The 15,305-nt window shown below is 70.8% G+C and carries 12 protein-coding genes; 4 read left to right on the top strand and 8 right to left on the bottom strand.

Annotated elements, in window-relative coordinates:
* Nucleotides 1-154: 154 nt before the first annotated feature.
* Nucleotides 155-628: a hypothetical protein gene (locus ACIF83_RS18770; protein WP_399728104.1), complete on the bottom strand. Its 474-nt coding sequence runs from the start codon at nt 626-628 to the stop codon at nt 155-157.
* Nucleotides 629-772: 144 nt separating this feature from the next.
* A complete protein-coding gene (locus ACIF83_RS18775) occupies nt 773-2,065 on the bottom strand; it encodes an MFS transporter (RefSeq protein WP_399728107.1) in 1,293 nt (430 codons plus the stop codon).
* A 260-nt stretch (nt 2,066-2,325) separates the two neighbouring features.
* Between ACIF83_RS18775 and ACIF83_RS18780 the strand changes: the two genes are divergently transcribed.
* Nucleotides 2,326-2,979: a class I SAM-dependent methyltransferase gene (locus ACIF83_RS18780; RefSeq protein ID WP_399728110.1), complete on the top strand. Its 654-nt coding sequence runs from the start codon at nt 2,326-2,328 to the stop codon at nt 2,977-2,979.
* Nucleotides 2,980-3,097: 118 nt separating this feature from the next.
* On the opposite strand, the gene ACIF83_RS18785 is transcribed toward ACIF83_RS18780, so the two are convergent.
* Both ACIF83_RS18785 and ACIF83_RS18790 read right to left on the bottom strand, forming a co-directional pair.
* Complete coding sequence (locus ACIF83_RS18785) at nt 3,098-3,766, bottom strand: HAD family hydrolase (RefSeq protein WP_399728113.1); 669 nt, start codon at nt 3,764-3,766, stop codon at nt 3,098-3,100.
* Nucleotides 3,767-4,117: 351 nt separating this feature from the next.
* Entirely contained in the window at nt 4,118-5,140 is a 1,023-nt protein-coding gene (locus ACIF83_RS18790; RefSeq protein ID WP_399728116.1) for a sulfotransferase family protein, read from the bottom strand.
* Between the two features lie 373 nt (nt 5,141-5,513).
* On the opposite strand from ACIF83_RS18790, the gene ACIF83_RS18795 reads away from it, so the two are divergent.
* The gene (locus ACIF83_RS18795; RefSeq protein WP_399728118.1) at nt 5,514-6,059 is read left to right on the top strand and encodes a YciI family protein; all 546 of its coding nucleotides are present in this window, start codon (nt 5,514-5,516) and stop codon (nt 6,057-6,059) included.
* 159 nt (nt 6,060-6,218) lie between these two features.
* Here ACIF83_RS18795 and ACIF83_RS18800 read toward each other — a convergent pair whose 3' ends face one another.
* The 3 genes from ACIF83_RS18800 to ACIF83_RS18810 all read right to left on the bottom strand — a co-directional run bounded on the left by ACIF83_RS18800 (nt 6,219) and on the right by ACIF83_RS18810 (nt 11,767).
* Nucleotides 6,219-7,358, bottom strand: a complete 1,140-nt coding sequence (locus ACIF83_RS18800) for an RNA polymerase sigma factor (RefSeq protein WP_399728797.1) — start codon at nt 7,356-7,358, stop codon at nt 6,219-6,221.
* Nucleotides 7,359-7,366: 8 nt separating this feature from the next.
* Entirely contained in the window at nt 7,367-7,774 is a 408-nt protein-coding gene (locus ACIF83_RS18805) for a YciI family protein (RefSeq protein ID WP_399728120.1), read from the bottom strand.
* A gap of 255 nt (nt 7,775-8,029) precedes the next feature.
* Complete coding sequence (locus ACIF83_RS18810; protein WP_399728123.1) at nt 8,030-11,767, bottom strand: CHAT domain-containing protein; 3,738 nt, start codon at nt 11,765-11,767, stop codon at nt 8,030-8,032.
* A 166-nt stretch (nt 11,768-11,933) separates the two neighbouring features.
* On the opposite strand from ACIF83_RS18810, the gene ACIF83_RS18815 reads away from it, so the two are divergent.
* Complete coding sequence (locus ACIF83_RS18815; protein ID WP_393479425.1) at nt 11,934-12,536, top strand: hypothetical protein; 603 nt, start codon at nt 11,934-11,936, stop codon at nt 12,534-12,536.
* Nucleotides 12,537-12,715: 179 nt separating this feature from the next.
* Here ACIF83_RS18815 and ACIF83_RS18820 read toward each other — a convergent pair whose 3' ends face one another.
* The gene (locus tag ACIF83_RS18820) at nt 12,716-12,934 is read right to left on the bottom strand and encodes a hypothetical protein (protein ID WP_399728127.1); all 219 of its coding nucleotides are present in this window, start codon (nt 12,932-12,934) and stop codon (nt 12,716-12,718) included.
* A 171-nt stretch (nt 12,935-13,105) separates the two neighbouring features.
* Between ACIF83_RS18820 and ACIF83_RS18825 the strand changes: the two genes are divergently transcribed.
* Nucleotides 13,106-15,268: a trehalose-6-phosphate synthase gene (locus ACIF83_RS18825; protein ID WP_399728130.1), complete on the top strand. Its 2,163-nt coding sequence runs from the start codon at nt 13,106-13,108 to the stop codon at nt 15,266-15,268.
* The last annotated feature ends 37 nt before the right edge of the window (nt 15,269-15,305 follow it).

Consider the following 15,305-nt stretch of genomic DNA (forward strand, 5'->3'; position numbering starts at 1 on the left):
AGAGGCCCGCGGCCGGTGGGTCGACGCTCACGCCGGAGGCGGGGGCCGTCCGTTCCGGGGCTCAGGGCGTCATGGGAGCGCGGCGCAAGGCGGGCGTCGGTCTCGCCGCCGACGGCGGGCAGGACGGAGCCGATCCGCAGGCACACCGTGTCGATCAGCAGGAGCGGGGCGCTGGGGAGGCGTCGCCGGGACAGGGGTCGGGGAGTTCGGTTCGGGGCTCACGGTCTATGGCCGTCGGGGCGAGACGTCCCCGGCGGCCACGGCCAGGCACGTCGACCGCCGGGCAGTCGCAGTCGTCTACGACAGCGCAGTCACAGTCGTCTACGGCAGCCGCGCCGCCGAGGGCACGACGCAGTTCAGCCAGGCTCGGAGCCCCTTCGACGTGGCCGTCCGGCCTGCGGTAGAGGCGGCAGGACAGAGACGCGGTAGTACCCGGCACGGCGAAGGGGTCCACCCCGTCGACCAGCACAGTCGGTGATCCGGTCATCCCCAGGCGCGAAGCCTGCTCCTGATCGTCGACCTCGATCCGTTCCACCTCCGCGTCGCGGCCGTCGAGCGCCTGGTTGAGCCGTTCGGCGACCAGCGGCGCATGGGGGCAGTCCGGCACGGTCAGCACGGTGATCCGCATGGAATGTCCTCCCAGCTCATGGCCTTCCGGCGGGCAGACGGCCATGACCGTCCGCTGCTACGCGCAGAGCGGACTCCTGCCCGAGCAGCCGCGCGCCCGGTCGGCCAGTTGGTCCACTGTTCGGAATATCCCCGGCCGCGGCGCTCAGCCTCGATGCGTAACGCTGGGGGCGGGAACATCGCGCATGTGGCGGAGCGGGGAGAAGAACACGAACCAGCCGGCCGCCCACGCACCGACGAGGGCCAGCCAGAGTGCGGGCCGTACCCCGATCAACGTGCCAAGTACCCCGCCGAGGATGCCGCCGAGCGGCAGCGTGCCCCACACGACCCAGCGTACGGCCGCGTTCATCCGACCCATCAGCTCCGGTGGCGTCACCGATTGCCGGTAGCTGAGCTGCGCGACGTTGTACACCATCGCGGAGAAGTCCGCGATGCCCCAGCCCAGCGCAAACAGCAGCACCCCCCAGCCTCGCCAGGCAGCCGCCGCGATGACCTGCGGCGCGCTGAACACCAGCATCGACACCCAGATGATCCGCCCCGAGCCGATCTTCTTGGCGAGCCGGCCGGCGAACACTCCCCCGGCGATCCCGCCGACGGCCGAGCCCGCCATGATCAGGCCGGTCAGCGCGGGACGCACATGCAGCACCCGGACGAGGAAGACCATCGCCAGCGCCGAAGTCATGCCGGAGAACAGATTCGCGGTGCCCGTGCACGCCACGACCCTCCGCAATATCTTGTGCCCGACGACGAATCTCAATCCCTCGGCGATCCGGCTCCGCAGCGTCTCGCCCTCGCGCCGCGCGGGCGGCGGCTCCTCGCGCGTCCTGATCGCGGATATCGAGAAGACCGAGACCGCGTAGGAGATCGCGTCGGCCGTCATCGCCCCCGCGGCGCCGAACGCGGCGACCAGTCCGCCGCCCAGGCCGGGCCCCCCGAGCTGCGCGAACGCCTGGGTGGTCCCCAGCTTGCCGTTGGCGTCCAGCTGGAGATCGGCGCGGATCAGCGACGGCACATAGCTCTGGTACGAGACGTCGAAGAACACCGTGCACACGCCGGCTGCGACAGCGACGACGTAGAGCTGCGCCATCGTCACGGTGCCGAGGGCGGCCGCGAGCGGTACCGAGCCGATGATCAGAAGGCGGAGGATGTTGCAGGCGATCATGATGGAACGTTTGGAGCCGCGGTCCACGAGCACGCCCGCGGGCAGCGCGATCAGCGCGAACGCTGCCGTGGTGGCGGCGGTCAGCAGTCCGACCTGGAACGTGCTCGCCTTCAGCGCGACGACCGCGAGCAGCGGCAGAGCGACCTGGGTGACCGCCGAACCCATCTCGCTCACCGACTGGCCGCTCCACAGCAGCATGAAGTCCCGCTGCCGCCACAGACTCGGACCGTCGACCACCGGCTCGACATCCTGCAGATCCTTCGTCACTTCTGTCACAGCGTCAACTTAGAGGCGATCTCGTGACTGCGGCCAGGGGGCTGGGCGAGAGTCGCGGACCGGCGGCCACGAGACAACCTTCAACGCTCTTTCGCGTAAGAACACTCGGTCGGGGAGGCGAGGATTACGCGGAGTGTCCCGGCCCGGTGATCACCGGCCAACAGCTTTGCTCCACTGCGCACGACAGACGCGGCGGCGAGGCGCCCCGCCGCCGTGGCAGCATGGTCTGCTTCAGCCGAGCACCCCGGGAGGCATGTCCCATGTCCGACCTCGACAGCCAGGTTCCCTACTGGGATGCCGCAGCGGCCACGAAGACGTTCACTCACCCTCTGCATCTGCCCTGGCTCGACGGGATCAGCAGAAACGCCGCGATCCTCGACTACGGATGCGGATACGGCCGCATCATGAAGGAGCTCGAACTCGGCGGCTTCGGCAACCTCACGGGCGTCGACGCCTCACCAGGAATGATCGACCGGGCACGCCGCCTGCACCCCGCCCTGCGTTTTGCCGCCCTGGATGCACCACCGGCCTCGCCCTACCCGGACGCAGGCTTCGACGTCGTTCTGCTCTTCGCCGTGCTGACCTGTATCCCCGGCGATGAAGCCCAACACCGGTTGATCGCCGAGTTGAACCGCGTCCTCAAGCCCGGCGGGATCCTCTACGTCAGCGACCTTCTGCTGCAGGACGACGAACGCAACCGCAACCGCTACAGCCGCCACGCTGATCGCTACGCCGGCTACGGCGTGTTCGAGACCGGTGACGGTGCGGTCTGCCGCCACCATCCCCGCGAGTGGTTCTCCACCCTGCTTGCCGGATTCCAGCCCATCGACACCCGGACCATCACGGTGTCCACCATGAACGGTCACGAGTCCACCGGGATCCAGATCCTCGCGCGCAAACCCACGTCGCCATGAGCCAGTCCGTCAGCGCGGGAGTCCACGGGCGGCCCCGTGAGCACACCTGTGCCGTGATCGGTCGAGGTCTGCCGCATCGTCAGAAGTGAACGGTACCGCCCGGTGTCGGCGGACGGACTCAGGCTGCGGCATTCCCGTGCGGGCTGGACGCGAAGGCCAGAATGTGCGGGACTGCCTCGCGGAGACTGACGAAGTGGCGATGCACGCCTTCCACCGCAACATCGGCGTTCACACCCCACACCGTCATCCCTGCGCGCAACCCGGACCGCACTCCGGACGGGGCGTCCTCGATGACCAGGCAGTCTCCCGGCTCGGCGCCGAGCTGTGCTGCGGCCTGCAGATACGGGACAGGAGAGGGCTTGCCCTCCTCGACACCGGCCGCGTCCACGATCAGGCCCGGCACCGGCAAGCCCGTCCGCAGGAAACGGCCGCGCACCCGGTGCTCGTAGTTCGAGGTCACCAGCGCCCAGGACCCCGGTGGCAGGCCGTGCAGCAACTCCGACGCGCCGTCGAAAGCCGTGTAGATGCCGGACCGGACGTCCTCGTCCTCCAGCTCGTGCAGCGTGGCCAGGCACTCGCGCGGATCTCGGTCCGCTGCGACCTGGGCGAACGTCTCCAATGGCCGCGTCCGGAGAGCCACTTGGTAGACCTCGTCCGCATCCAGTCCGTACCGCTCTGCCCAAGTTCCCCAGACCCGGCGCTGGTTGCTCACCGCGTCGATCAACGTGCCGTCGACGTCGAACAGGACGTACTTCGTGCGGGCGGGCTGCACAAGTTCACTGATCACCCGTAGATCATGCCAGGCACCGAAACAGCCGACAGCGGGACCGAACGTGTCCAGGCTGGTGGGCTGCGGCATGCACACAAGGGCGGGGTGCGACACTGCCGCCGTCAGTCGACTCTGTGGCGAGATGGACACCGGAAGTCGCGCCGGCCGGTGGGCCGACGCACTGGCTGCCGATGCGCCGTGGGGCGATGTACGGACTCTGTCGCGCAGGATCCTCGTCGCCCGGCTGGGCGCATGGCGTCAGCCACTGCCACGCCGAGTGTTGTCTCAGCATGTCTCTGACTGAGCAGGTCCATCGATACCTCACCGAGCACGACCAAGCGCGGATCCGAGGGATTGTCACCTGATCGGTCACCTCGCCAAAACGCGAGTGCCCGGGGCGCAGCTCTCCCTCAGCTCGTCGAGTGCGGCGGCCGACAGCTTTCGGGCGGAGCCGCGTCGGCTGTGGTCGAGTAGCGCGGATGCGGTGAGCAGCCACTGCGGGAGGGGGGCGACACCGACGAACTCGGCAATGCGGGTCAGCTCCGCGGCGGGGTCGTCGAGGAGGTCCTCGTAGGCAAGGGTGGTGCGCTGGTCGGCGGGAAGGCGGCTGAGGAACTCCGTTCCTTCGGTGACGAGTTCGGACCACAGGGTGCCGAACGTCCGCAGGGGGATGTCCCGGTCGCTTACGAGAGCTGGATCGAAGCGCTCGCCGAGCAGCGGCGACAGGTCTGCCGGAAGCGAGCGCACGTGCTCGTCCTTCAGATCGGCGAGACTTTCGACGCCTGCTCGTGTCTTGATCTCACGGAGCAGGGAGATCGTGCGGAATCCGGGATGACGGCTCATGGACAGGGCGCAGTCCGGTCCGTCTCTGAACATGTGCACGAACCTCGCGTCCGGGAACGTGGCCCGTAGCCCTGCTGCCCAGCCCGTCGAGTAACCGGAGCGCTCCACGACGGCGGTTCGTCCGAACCGTGCGCAGAGCAGTCCGAACAGAGCCCGATGGTGCTCGGCTGCGGTGCCCTCGGGCCACTGGACCACCGCTGCGTCGAGTTCGTCGAGGAGCCCGTCCGGGTCGTCGGTGAGGTGAGGCAGCACCATCAGGGAGATCGCAGGAATACCTGTGGTCTCTGCCGCGTACTTCCCTGGGCGGCGTGTGTAGAGGAATTCCGGGAGCGGCAGCCCGCTGCGGATCATCCGGTCGAAGTGCGGGGCGGGCCGGAAGAGCGACTGCCAGAACTCCTCACCGGTCAGCCTCCCTTCGGGGAAGGCGGCATCGCCGACAGAGGCCATGAACTCGTTGAGGCTCAGTACGTCCGGGTGGCTGTTGAGGATGCGTGACAGTGCGGTCGAGCCGCTGCGCCCCGTACCGATGACGAAGGTCAAGGAATGCATAGTCAGCCTCCGCGGCCTCGCGACACTCAGGACCAAGCCCCAGCTACCGCACGACTATCCCATGGGGCGAGGCGCAGGCCCTGTACGGTCCTGCACATCGGCCGCGTTCCAGTAAGCAGGGCGCACAAAAGATCTGGCATCTTCGACCACGACGACCGGCCGGCCCTCGTACACCCCAACGCCAGGGGCCACCGCGACGCCGCGGACCACGTCGTATCGGCGATCCTGAACGCCGTGACCTCGCACTGACCCGCGCGGTCGCCAGGAAACCCGAGAATCCGAGCTGAGCGCGCGAGTCCGATTCTCGCCACCTGCATGGCCGTCGCCAAAGCCGGTTGAGATGCTGCCCTGGGTTGGGCAAGGGTCTGTGGTCATGGAGTTCTTCTGCTACCACCGTGACCGGGCCGGTTCCGTGACGTTGCGCGACGAGTTGCTGGAAGAGCACTGGTCCTACATGGACCGGTACGCGGAAGGGATGATCGCTCGCGGCCCGACCTTCGCCGACGACGACACGCCCACCGGTAGCGTGCACATCGTCGACCTGCCCGACCCCGCCGCTGCCCGTGCGTTCGCCTTCGACGAGCCCAACTACCAGGCGGGCGTGTACCGGGACGTGCTCCTGCGTCGGTGGCGCAACATGCTGGGGCGCACCATGTGGGATTTCCCCGGCGGCCGGACCGGTGACCATCGGTACCTGGTGCTCGGTCTCGGCACGGGGCAGACCGTTGACCTCGCCGTGCCGCCCAACCGGGACGAGCTGATCGCGTTCGGGCCGCTGCTGTCCGACGACGCCACCACCTGGCTGGGTACGGCGGCGCTGGTCCGGTCCCCAGACCCCGAAACGGCACGTGCCGTCCTGGCTGCGGACCGGTACGCGGACATAGAGGTCCACGACTGGGAGTTCGGCGGACGACGGTGACGAAGCAGCACGCCTGCCGTTGCCGCGAGGCTTCCCCGTCGGCAGCACGTCGTGCAGCTGGTATCGACCTGTCGACTCACTGTGAGGCGACCGCTCTGGCTGGGGGGGGGGGCAGGCCGCGCCGAGTGGTGCGGGAATTCCGGGCGCGGCCTGTCAGTGTCACCGGTGGGAGTTGAGCCGGGCCGCCTGGCGCGTCAGGTGGTCGCGTTCGGCGAGGTTGGGTGCCTTCTGGGCCGCCTCGGCGTACAGGCGTGCCGCCGTCGCCAGGTCGCCGTCGCGCTCGTGGAGGTAGGCCGCCACCGCCGCGTAGCGGGGCAGTGAGGCGTCCAGCGCCGCGAGCGCTGCCAGGCCGGCTCGCGGTCCGTCGGCCTCGCCGACGGCGACGGCGCGGTTGAGCCGGACGACCGGGCTGTCGGTCAGGCGGGTGAGTTCGTCGTACCACTCGACGATCTGCACCCAGTCCGTCTCCCCGGCGGTGGGCGCGTCGGCGTGGAGGGCGGCGATGGCGGCCTGGGCCTGGTACTCGCCCAGCCGGTCGCGGGCGAGGGCCGCCTGCAGGATCTCGATGCCTTCGGCGATCGTGGCGGTGTCCCAGCGGGTGCGGTCCTGCTCGGCCAGCGGTACCAGGCTGCCGTCGGGCGCGGTCCGGGCGGCGCGTCGGGCGTGGTGAAGCAACATGAGGGCCAGCAGCCCGGCCACCTCGGGGTGGTCGATCGCGGCTGCGAGCTGCCGGGTGAGCCGGATGGCCTCGGCGGCGAGGTCGACGTCGCCGGAGTAGCCCTCGTTGAAGACCAGGTAGAGGACGCGCAGCACGGTGGCGACGTCGCCGGGCTGGTCGAACCGTACGCCGGAGACGGTGCGTTTGGCCCGGCTGATGCGCTGCGCCATGGTCGCCTCGGGCACCAGGTAGGCCTGGGCGATCTGGCGGGTGGTGAGCCCGCCGACGGCGCGCAGCGTGAGCGCGACCGCGGACGCCGGAGTCAGCGACGGGTGTGCGCACAGGAAGTAGAGCCGGAGCGTGTCGTCCACCGCGGGCCCGGGCTCGGGTGCCGGCTCCTCGTCGACGAGGTCCTCACGCCGGCGACGGGCGGCGTCCGACCGGGTCGCGTCGAGAAACTTGCGCCAGGCAACGGTGACCAGCCAGCCCTTCGGGTCCCTCGGCGGGGCGGCCGGCCAGACGCGGAGCGCCTCGACCAGCGCGTCCTGTACGGCGTCCTCGGCCGCCGCGAAGTCGGCTCCGCGGCGGACGAGGATTCCGAGCACGCTCGGCGTGAGGCTCCTCAGCAGGGCCTCGTTCATCGATGAGGTCACTCCGTGATGGTGGGCGGCGCGGCCAGGAACGGGCGCACCTCGAGCCACTCGTGGATCGGCTTCCCGCCCGCCCCGGGGGCGGCCGACAGCTCCCCGGCCAGCTCGACGGCGCGCTCGTAGCTGTCGACGTCGATCACCATCCAGCCGGCGATCAGGTCCTTGGTCTCGGCGAACGGGCCGTCGGTGACCGGCGGGCGCCCCTCACCGTCGTACCGGACCCATGTGCCCTCAGGGGCGAGCGCCTGACCGTCGACGAACTCGCCGGTCTTCTCGAGCCGGGCCGCGAAGTCCTGCATGTACTGCACGTGCGCCGAGATCTCCTCCGGCGTCCACCGGTCCATGGGTACGTCGTTGACCGCAGTCGGGGCGCCTCGGTAGTGCTTGAGCAGCAAGTACTTGGCCATCGTGTTTCTCCTCGGTGCGCGTGCGACCCATTGTGGTCGCGTTCACCACGGGGACGGAGCCGGTCACGGGTTCTCGACATCGCCGTCCGGATTCTTTTTGGGATCTCGTGGATGAGCCTCGGTGAGCCGTCTCGCGTTGTCCGTCCGGGTCGGCTTCGTCCGCTTTCAGGGGCAGCGTCTGCCTGCCGGTTCGAGCAGCAGTTGCGGATCTCGAGGTCCGTGAGTGTTCACGAGAAACAGCAGCGCGGGCGGGGCTCAGCATGCCGCAGGGTTGCCCTGGTGGGTGAAGGCGGCCCACAGGTGGATCTCCTGCAGGTCGACGCGGGCGGCCTCGCGGTGCAGTGGGTCGCCCAGGCCGGGCGGGGGCCGGCGGTCCGGGTCGAGCATCCACAGCTGGGCGGCGCGCAGCGCGTCGACGGGAGCGAGGTCCTGGCCGGTCAGGAAGTGGTGGAAGGCTGCCATCATCAGGGCGGTCGCGCTGTCGTCGACGGCCCAGCGGGAGCCGACCACGTCGGCCGCACCCTGGGCGACCAGGGCGGTGGAGAGGGTCAGTGCCTCGTCGTGGTCTCCCGTGCTCAGGTCGGTCTCGCAGGCGCTGAGCACGACCAGCGGGCCGTCCGGGCCGGGCGCCGCAGCCGCGGCGTGGTCCAGGATCCGGGCGACGGTCAGCTCGCCGTCGGCCAGCGACAGCGCCGATCGCGTAGGACTCGGACCGGCCACGCCGTGGCAGGACACGTGCACGACCGCAGCCGGCTGACCGCCGCCCGGCAGCACGGCCAGCAGGTCCTCGCAGCTCCCCGGCGCATCCGGCACGCCCTCGGCCGCCACGAACTCGCCGTAGCGCCGGGCGTCCGGGTAGCAGGCCGAGCGCAGCGCCTCCGTCTCGATCTCGGCCCACACCAGGCTGAGCCGCGGGTCGGTGACCAGCACCCGGCGCCCGGTGGCGGGCAGCCGGTCGCGGGCGGCGGCCCGCAGGAACTGCGCCCCGGACGGGGCGTAGCTGAACACCGCGTCCTGGCAGGCGTACCGGTAACCCCCCAGCGGTACGTGCTTGCGCGCCGCATGCCAGGGGACGACGCCGAGGGGGCCGCAGGCGATCAGCACGATCCGCGGCGGCCGGCCGAGGGGTTCCAGGGAATCGAGGACCGGCCCTACGGCAGCGGGCCAGGCCCAGTCGCACAGCTCGCTCAGCGCCGCCTGCCATTCCGTCTCGGCGGCATCCCGCGACCCACGCGACGCGTCCGGGTCGGCCGCCTTGCGGGATCGGTCGGCGGCTGCGGCGAGGTAGCGCTCCAGCTGGTGGCTGCCGGGTGAGAGCAGCAGCGGCAGGTCGAGCACGGCGGGCTCGGCGCCGCCGGGGCGCAGGATCAACGCGTGTCCCGGGATGTGGGGGCGGAAACCCTCGCCGGGGACCAGGTAGACCAGCGCGTCGGCTCCTGAGGCGGCCAGCGCGGCGGTCAGTGCGGCGGCGTCCGGAGTGCCGAGCAACTCCCGCGCGCCGGTGCCGTTTCCCGCCCCCAGTGCGGCGAGCGCCTTGCGCCGCAGGCTGCTCGGCAGCTCAGCGCCGGCGGCCGGAGCCGCCACCGCGGCCGCTCTCCTCGGCCGGAGCGGATCCCCTTCAGCCGGACGCCCCTCGCCCGCGTCCCCCTCCACCCGATCCCCCTCGCGCGGACCCGGCTGGAGTGGATGCCGCGGTGCCTGCGCCCGCCACCGCTCGGCCAGGTCGGAGTGGCCCCGGTCCGCCAGCAGCCGGGGCACGCCGTGTGCGGCCGCGGCCGTCTGGAGCACGAGGGCCCGACCCAGCTCCAACGCCTCGACGGCCTCGGCGGGGCGGCGGTCCTCGGCGCACCGCAGGGCCAGCCACAGCACGTGGCCGGTCGCGGCCCGGGCCACCGACAGGGCGTGCTCGGCCCCGAGTTGAAGGAGGACATCGGCGGCCATCAGCTCCAGCGCCTCGCGGCGGGTGTCCAGGCTCGCCTTCCGGTCCTCGCTCGCGCGCGGGCCGCCGGTCACCGCGCTCATCCAGTGAGCCCTGGAAAGCTCCGTCAGAACCTCTACGTTCAGCGGCGGGCCGTGGCCTTCGGCGGCCAGGGCACGGACCCGGCTCAGCTCGGCGATGCACGGGTCGAGCAGGCTGAGGTCACTGCGGTGGGTGGTCGCGCGGAGCATGGCCTGGCCGAGGGCGAGCCGCATCTGGGCCTCGTCCCAGGGCGAGGTCCGCGATTCCTCGATCACCCGGTGGACCTCCGCGATGGCGCGGTCGATGACCTCGGGGCGGGGTTCGACCCTGGCCAGCTCGGTCATCAGCTGGGCCCGCGTAGTGGGGAAGTACGGTGCGAACAGCGGTGGGACCGTGGCCGGATCGGTCTCCACCGCCTCCCGCAGATACCGGGCGGCGGCGCGGAGGTCGGCCTGGTCTCCGGTGCGGGCGGCACGTTCGCCGTGGGCCAGGCCCAGCGTGCCGGTGATGACGAAGCGTGTGCCCGCGTCGGGCGCAGGGGATGCGTACCGGTCGCTCAGCGTATGGATCAGGTCCTCTGTCGCACGGGCCAGCGCTGCCTGGTCCCGGCTGCGGCGGGCCAGTTGGAAGCCGGCGAGGAGGCTGAACAGGGCCTGGACCTCGTCGTGTTCATCGGTGGCGGACAGCCCCCTGGACATCGACAGGGCGGCGGCGCCGTCCTGGAGGCTGCCTCCGAGCCTGGCGGCGGTGGCGACGCGATGGGCCAGGAGGGCGGACAGGTACCGCCGGGCGGCCGCGGCGTTCGCCCCGTCCGCCGCAAGGGCGTCGATCCACTCCCGTAGCCATGCCACGCTCCGCTCCACGCGCGCGATCTCGCCGTTCGACACCCACAGGTTGTCGATCGAGGTGGACAGGATCATTTCCAGGCTCAGCTCTCGCCGCCAGGCCGAACGCGCCGCGGGGTCGGGGTCCGGCCGCATCGCGGCCGCGTCCACCTCGCCGAAGTCCAGCGCCTCGGGCTTCCGGAGGTTTCCCGCCACCAGCAGGGCCGCGTGGAACTTGGCAACGCGGATCCGCTCGGGTGCGTCCGCCGGCAAGGCGAGCAACACCTCCCTGGCCGCCTGCGCGGCGCCGTGGACGCGTTCGACGAGCGACCGGGGATCCTGCCCGCCCGATCTGAGCGCGACGAGCAGCTCGCGCAGCGGCGTGAACTCGGGCTGGTCGAGGCCCAGATCCGCCAGTTCCCGGCCGGCGTCCGCCATGGAGACCCGGGGATTGTTCACGGTGACGCACAGCCACTCCAGCAGGTGCGCGAAACGCACCGCGTCCCGGCGGGCCCAGTCCACCACCCCCTGGAGAGCGTCGGCCAGCGCCTCCTCCACGGGCTCCCCGCGGTGCACCGCACCGGTCGGCTCCGCCGCTGCCTCATCATCGTTGCCCTCCTGGGGCGGGGACGGCGCACTCCCCCCGGGCGGGCCGGGGAGCAAGGACAGCATCGTCGCGACGCTCTCCATGACGGCCAGCATGCTCTCCCGCGTCGTCAGGTCCCCGGCGACGATGCGGGCGAGAACGTTCAGGGCCTCGGTCAACTGCTCTCGCAGGGATTCGGCCAGGGCGGGCGGCCCCGAGCCGTCGCGCGCCTCCGGCGGAATGCCCGGCGGGATGAGCAGCTCAGCCAGGTTGCCCCGGGCCATCATGGCGAGCCGGTCGTTCAGCGGCCTGGCACGGTCGGTCCACCGGAGATGACTCAGGGCGGCCGCCCGCTCCCGCGGATCGACGTGCGGCCGGCCCTTGAGCCGCGCCTTCATCAGCAGTCCGAGCCAGGGCACAACGCCCGCACGGGCCGGGTCCTCCGTCGGTAACAGCCTCTCGACGGTGGCCAGATGCTCGGTGACGAGCCGCAACACGGCCAGCTGCGGATTCTTCCGCGCGTGGGGCCACACCTCGTGCGCCTGGCGAACGGCGACGGCGGCCCAGGCCCGGAGCCCCGCGACGTCTCCCTCACCGTGGTCCCGCTGCTTCTCGTCGGCCATGCATCCCCCCGGTGACCGATGGTCCCAGCCCACTCCCCCGCGACGGTCCGCGGCCGGCAGGGTGGTAGCTGATCGAGGACAGGTTAGTGCCCCGGTGGCCTGCCTGGTGTCGGGAAACGGTCACGCGCCGTACGGGAAGGTGGGCGGGCCTGGCAGGGTGTCCTTCATGAACTCCCGGCCCGTGCGTCCCGAACAGGTCCGCCACCACGACAACGGCACGTGGCTGGTCCAGTTCACCAGCCGGGTGCTCGTGGTCTGCCCGAGGTGCGGTGGCCGGGCGCTCGTCGTGCCCCTGCCCGGTCTCGCATCGCCGAAGTACTTCAGTGAACTGCTCTTCCAGCCCCGCCGTCTGAGCTGCGCCGGCTGCGGCGCGGTGGCGGAATGGACTGCCGAGCAGCGGGGTGCCGGCCTGGTCGGCGCAGTGGTCGGCGGCACCGAGGACCCTTTCTTCCGGCGGCCGCTCTGGCTTCAGACCCACTGCGCGGGACGGATCCTGTGGGCCTACGACGTGGAGCACGTCGACGCCCTCGCCGCCTATGTGGGTGCCCTGCTGCGCGAGCGTCGCGCCTCCCCCACCATGGCGATGTTCGCCCGGCTGCCTGTCTGGATGAAGTCCGCTCGCCACCGTGACCAGGTGCTGGCCGGCCTGTCGGCTCTCCGGGCCCTCGCCGAGCGCTCGGCCCCGGCCGACCGCTCCGACGCGGCCCACGAACACGGCGACCGCCCGCGCCACCACGGCAGCATCCTCTTCCGCGGCGGCGCCTACTAGGAACGTAGCGTCGATCATGCGTCGACTCGGATGAGTGTCGCTGCGGGCGCGAGATCAAGGGGAGCAGCGGCCGAGCCCGTCCACGGCAGGAGGCGTGTGTGAAGGTGAGCCGGTCAGCGCGGTGAGCACGTGGCGGTCCGGCCTCTTGGAACCGGGGCCGCCACCCGATCGGGCGGTCTTCACCAGGCTGGGTCGTGGGTGATCGGGTCGATGACGCAGCCCTCGTCGGACGGTTTCATCGGTGAGGAGCGGGAGCGGCTCCTCTGGATTTCCTGGATCGCTCGTCCGAGCCGGGCCGCGTGCGGATCGTCACTGTGCAGCAGATGGGTGACCATTTCCGCGCGCACGTTGCGTGCGGAGGACACCAGCTCGGCGACTACGGGATCGGTTTCGTCCATGGCACCTCCGGGGCTGTTCGGCTGGGCGGTTTCGGCGCGTCGATGTGCCGGAGGGGCAACCTCGTCTCGTCCGGCCCTCAGGCGGGGCGTTTACCCGACGGGCGGTTTCCGACAGAAGGTAACACTATGTGTTGTTGATCACACACCCTGCGTCACCATCCAGGAGGAGTGATGGGCAACACCCCGTACGCCACGCATCGCCGGACCGACCGCCCTGCCGGCCCGCACCCGGCACCCAGCGGCGGCCGTGTGCTGGTCACCGACCTCGACGGAACCCTCTTGGGAGGTGATGACGGCGCGCGCCGAAGACTGCGTCACCTCCTGTGCCTGCACCCGTGCATCACCGTGGTCTTCGCCACCGGCCGCTCGCTCCACTCCGTACGCTCGAAGCTGGAGAGCGATCCGCTCATCCCGGCGCCACGATGGATCGTCGCCGATGTCGGGGCCAGCGTCATCGACGCCGCCGACCTGAGCCACGTACACGCTCTGGAGGCTCGGCTGCGTGCCGGATGGCCCGGCGCCGACCGTGTGCTGTCTGCCTTGGGGAGATTCGACGGACTGGTCCACCAGGACGGAGTCGTCCAGGAGGGACGATGCTCCTTCTACCTGGCGCCCGAGCACCTGACCGCAGACCTCGAGGCGGCGGTGGCAGAGCTGGGCTGTTCGTGGACGTACTCCGCAGGGCGCTACTTCGATGTCCTGCCCGCCAACGCGAGCAAAGGAGCAGCCGTACGGGAACTCGCCCGCATGCTCGGCCGGCCCGTCTCCACGCTGCTGGTCGCGGGCGACTCGCTGAACGACCTCTCGCTGTTCGGCCTCGGTGCCCACGGCGTGATCACGGGGAACGCCGAACCCGGGCTGGGCACCCGCGTGCCACTCGACGCACGCGTGCAGCGCCCGGCACTCGACGGTGCGGCGGCCATCCTGTCGGCCATGGAACGCCTCGGCTGGATCGACCGGCCCGCGCGGGTGGTGGTCGGCTACCACCGGCCGCCCATGCAATGGTGCGACGGCAGATGGCAGGCCCCGGCCAGCCCCAACGGCATCCTTCCCACGCTCACCTCCGCCCTGGACCCCCGCTGCTGCGGCCAGGACGCCGTGTGGGCGGCCGCCCTCGTCACGGACCAGGACACCGCCCCGGCCCCCAGCCCGAACACCCGCTACACACACTGCGCGTGTCCGGCACCGCCGACCCCGCTCCCACTGGCTCTGCTTCCCGTGAGGTCCGACACCTGGGCGGGCTACTTCCACGGCGCATGCAAGGAGACGCTGTGGCCGGCCCTGGTTTCCGAACCCCAGCTGATCCGTCACGACGCACGTCACTGGGCTGACTTCGAGGAGGTCAACGCCGCCTTCACCGAGCACATCGACGCCCACGCCGCGCACGGGGCAACCGTCTGGCTGCACGACTACAACCTGTGGCTCGTCCCCGGCCTGCTCAAACCGCGCCGCCCCGACGTGAACATCGGCATCTTCCACCACACCCCGTTCCCCGCCCCGGACATCTTCGGCCGACTGCCCACGGCCGATCAATTGCGCGCCTCGCTGGCGCATCTGGACTGGGCCGGCTTCCACACCGCCGCCTGTGCCGACAACTTCGAACGGCTGCTTGAGGACTCCCCGTGCCCGCCACGTACCGGGGTGCATCCGCTCGGCATCGACCGCCAGGCTGTGGAAGCCCACGCCCGCACACGATCGGCGCGGTGTCCTCCGCGAAGCGGTGGGCAACTGGTGCTCTCCGTCGAGCGACTGGACTACGCCAAGGCGCCCGTGCTCAAGATTCGCGCCTTGGCGGCTCTGCTGGATCAGGTGCCGGCGCTTCACGGTCACGTGCGCTTCCGGCTGATCTGTCCACCTCCCGAGCCGGGCATCCAGGCCTACGAGAGGACCCGGATCGAACTGGAGGAGGCGATCAGCGGTCTCAACTCCCGTTGGGGCTCTCCTGCCTGGCAACCAGTCGAATACGTGCCCCGGTCACTGCCCTTTCCGCAGATCGTGGACAACTATCTTGCGGCGGACGTGTTCTGGGTGACGTCCCTGGCCGACGGAATGAACCTCACGGCGCAGGAATACGTCGCATGCCAGGCAGCGGCCGGGCGCAACGGCGTCCTCGTGCTGTCCCGACGGGCCGGCGCCGCCGAACATCTGGGCAGGGCCGCCCTTCTCACCGACCCGGGCACACTGCAGAACCTGGTCGACACCCTGCGCCAGGCCCTCACGATGAGCCCCGCGCAGCGTCGCCTCCATACCGACCGCCTCGCCGCCTGCCTGACCACCCCGACCCCTGCCGACTGGACACGCACCATCCTGAGAGCAATCCCCGGAAACGGATGAGTACTGCACGTGAACTCGTGCGACGCCGCTGATGTGC

The sequence above is a fragment of the Streptomyces sp. NPDC085866 genome (genome assembly GCF_044541035.1).
Taxonomy (GTDB): domain Bacteria; phylum Actinomycetota; class Actinomycetes; order Streptomycetales; family Streptomycetaceae; genus Streptomyces.

Coding starts and splice junctions, on each gene's coding strand:
- ACIF83_RS18770 (WP_399728104.1), bottom strand. CDS start 628: ATGCGGATCACCGTGCTGACCGTGCCGGACTGCCCCCATGCGCCGCTG.
- ACIF83_RS18780 (WP_399728110.1), top strand. CDS start 2,326: ATGTCCGACCTCGACAGCCAGGTTCCCTACTGGGATGCCGCAGCGGCC.
- ACIF83_RS18790 (WP_399728116.1), bottom strand. CDS start 5,140: ATGCATTCCTTGACCTTCGTCATCGGTACGGGGCGCAGCGGCTCGACC.
- ACIF83_RS18795 (WP_399728118.1), top strand. CDS start 5,514: ATGGAGTTCTTCTGCTACCACCGTGACCGGGCCGGTTCCGTGACGTTG.
- ACIF83_RS18800 (WP_399728797.1), bottom strand. CDS start 7,358: ATGAACGAGGCCCTGCTGAGGAGCCTCACGCCGAGCGTGCTCGGAATC.
- ACIF83_RS18805 (WP_399728120.1), bottom strand. CDS start 7,774: ATGGCCAAGTACTTGCTGCTCAAGCACTACCGAGGCGCCCCGACTGCG.
- ACIF83_RS18810 (WP_399728123.1), bottom strand. CDS start 11,767: ATGGCCGACGAGAAGCAGCGGGACCACGGTGAGGGAGACGTCGCGGGG.
- ACIF83_RS18815 (WP_393479425.1), top strand. CDS start 11,934: ATGAACTCCCGGCCCGTGCGTCCCGAACAGGTCCGCCACCACGACAAC.
- ACIF83_RS18820 (WP_399728127.1), bottom strand. CDS start 12,934: ATGGACGAAACCGATCCCGTAGTCGCCGAGCTGGTGTCCTCCGCACGC.
- ACIF83_RS18825 (WP_399728130.1), top strand. CDS start 13,106: ATGGGCAACACCCCGTACGCCACGCATCGCCGGACCGACCGCCCTGCC.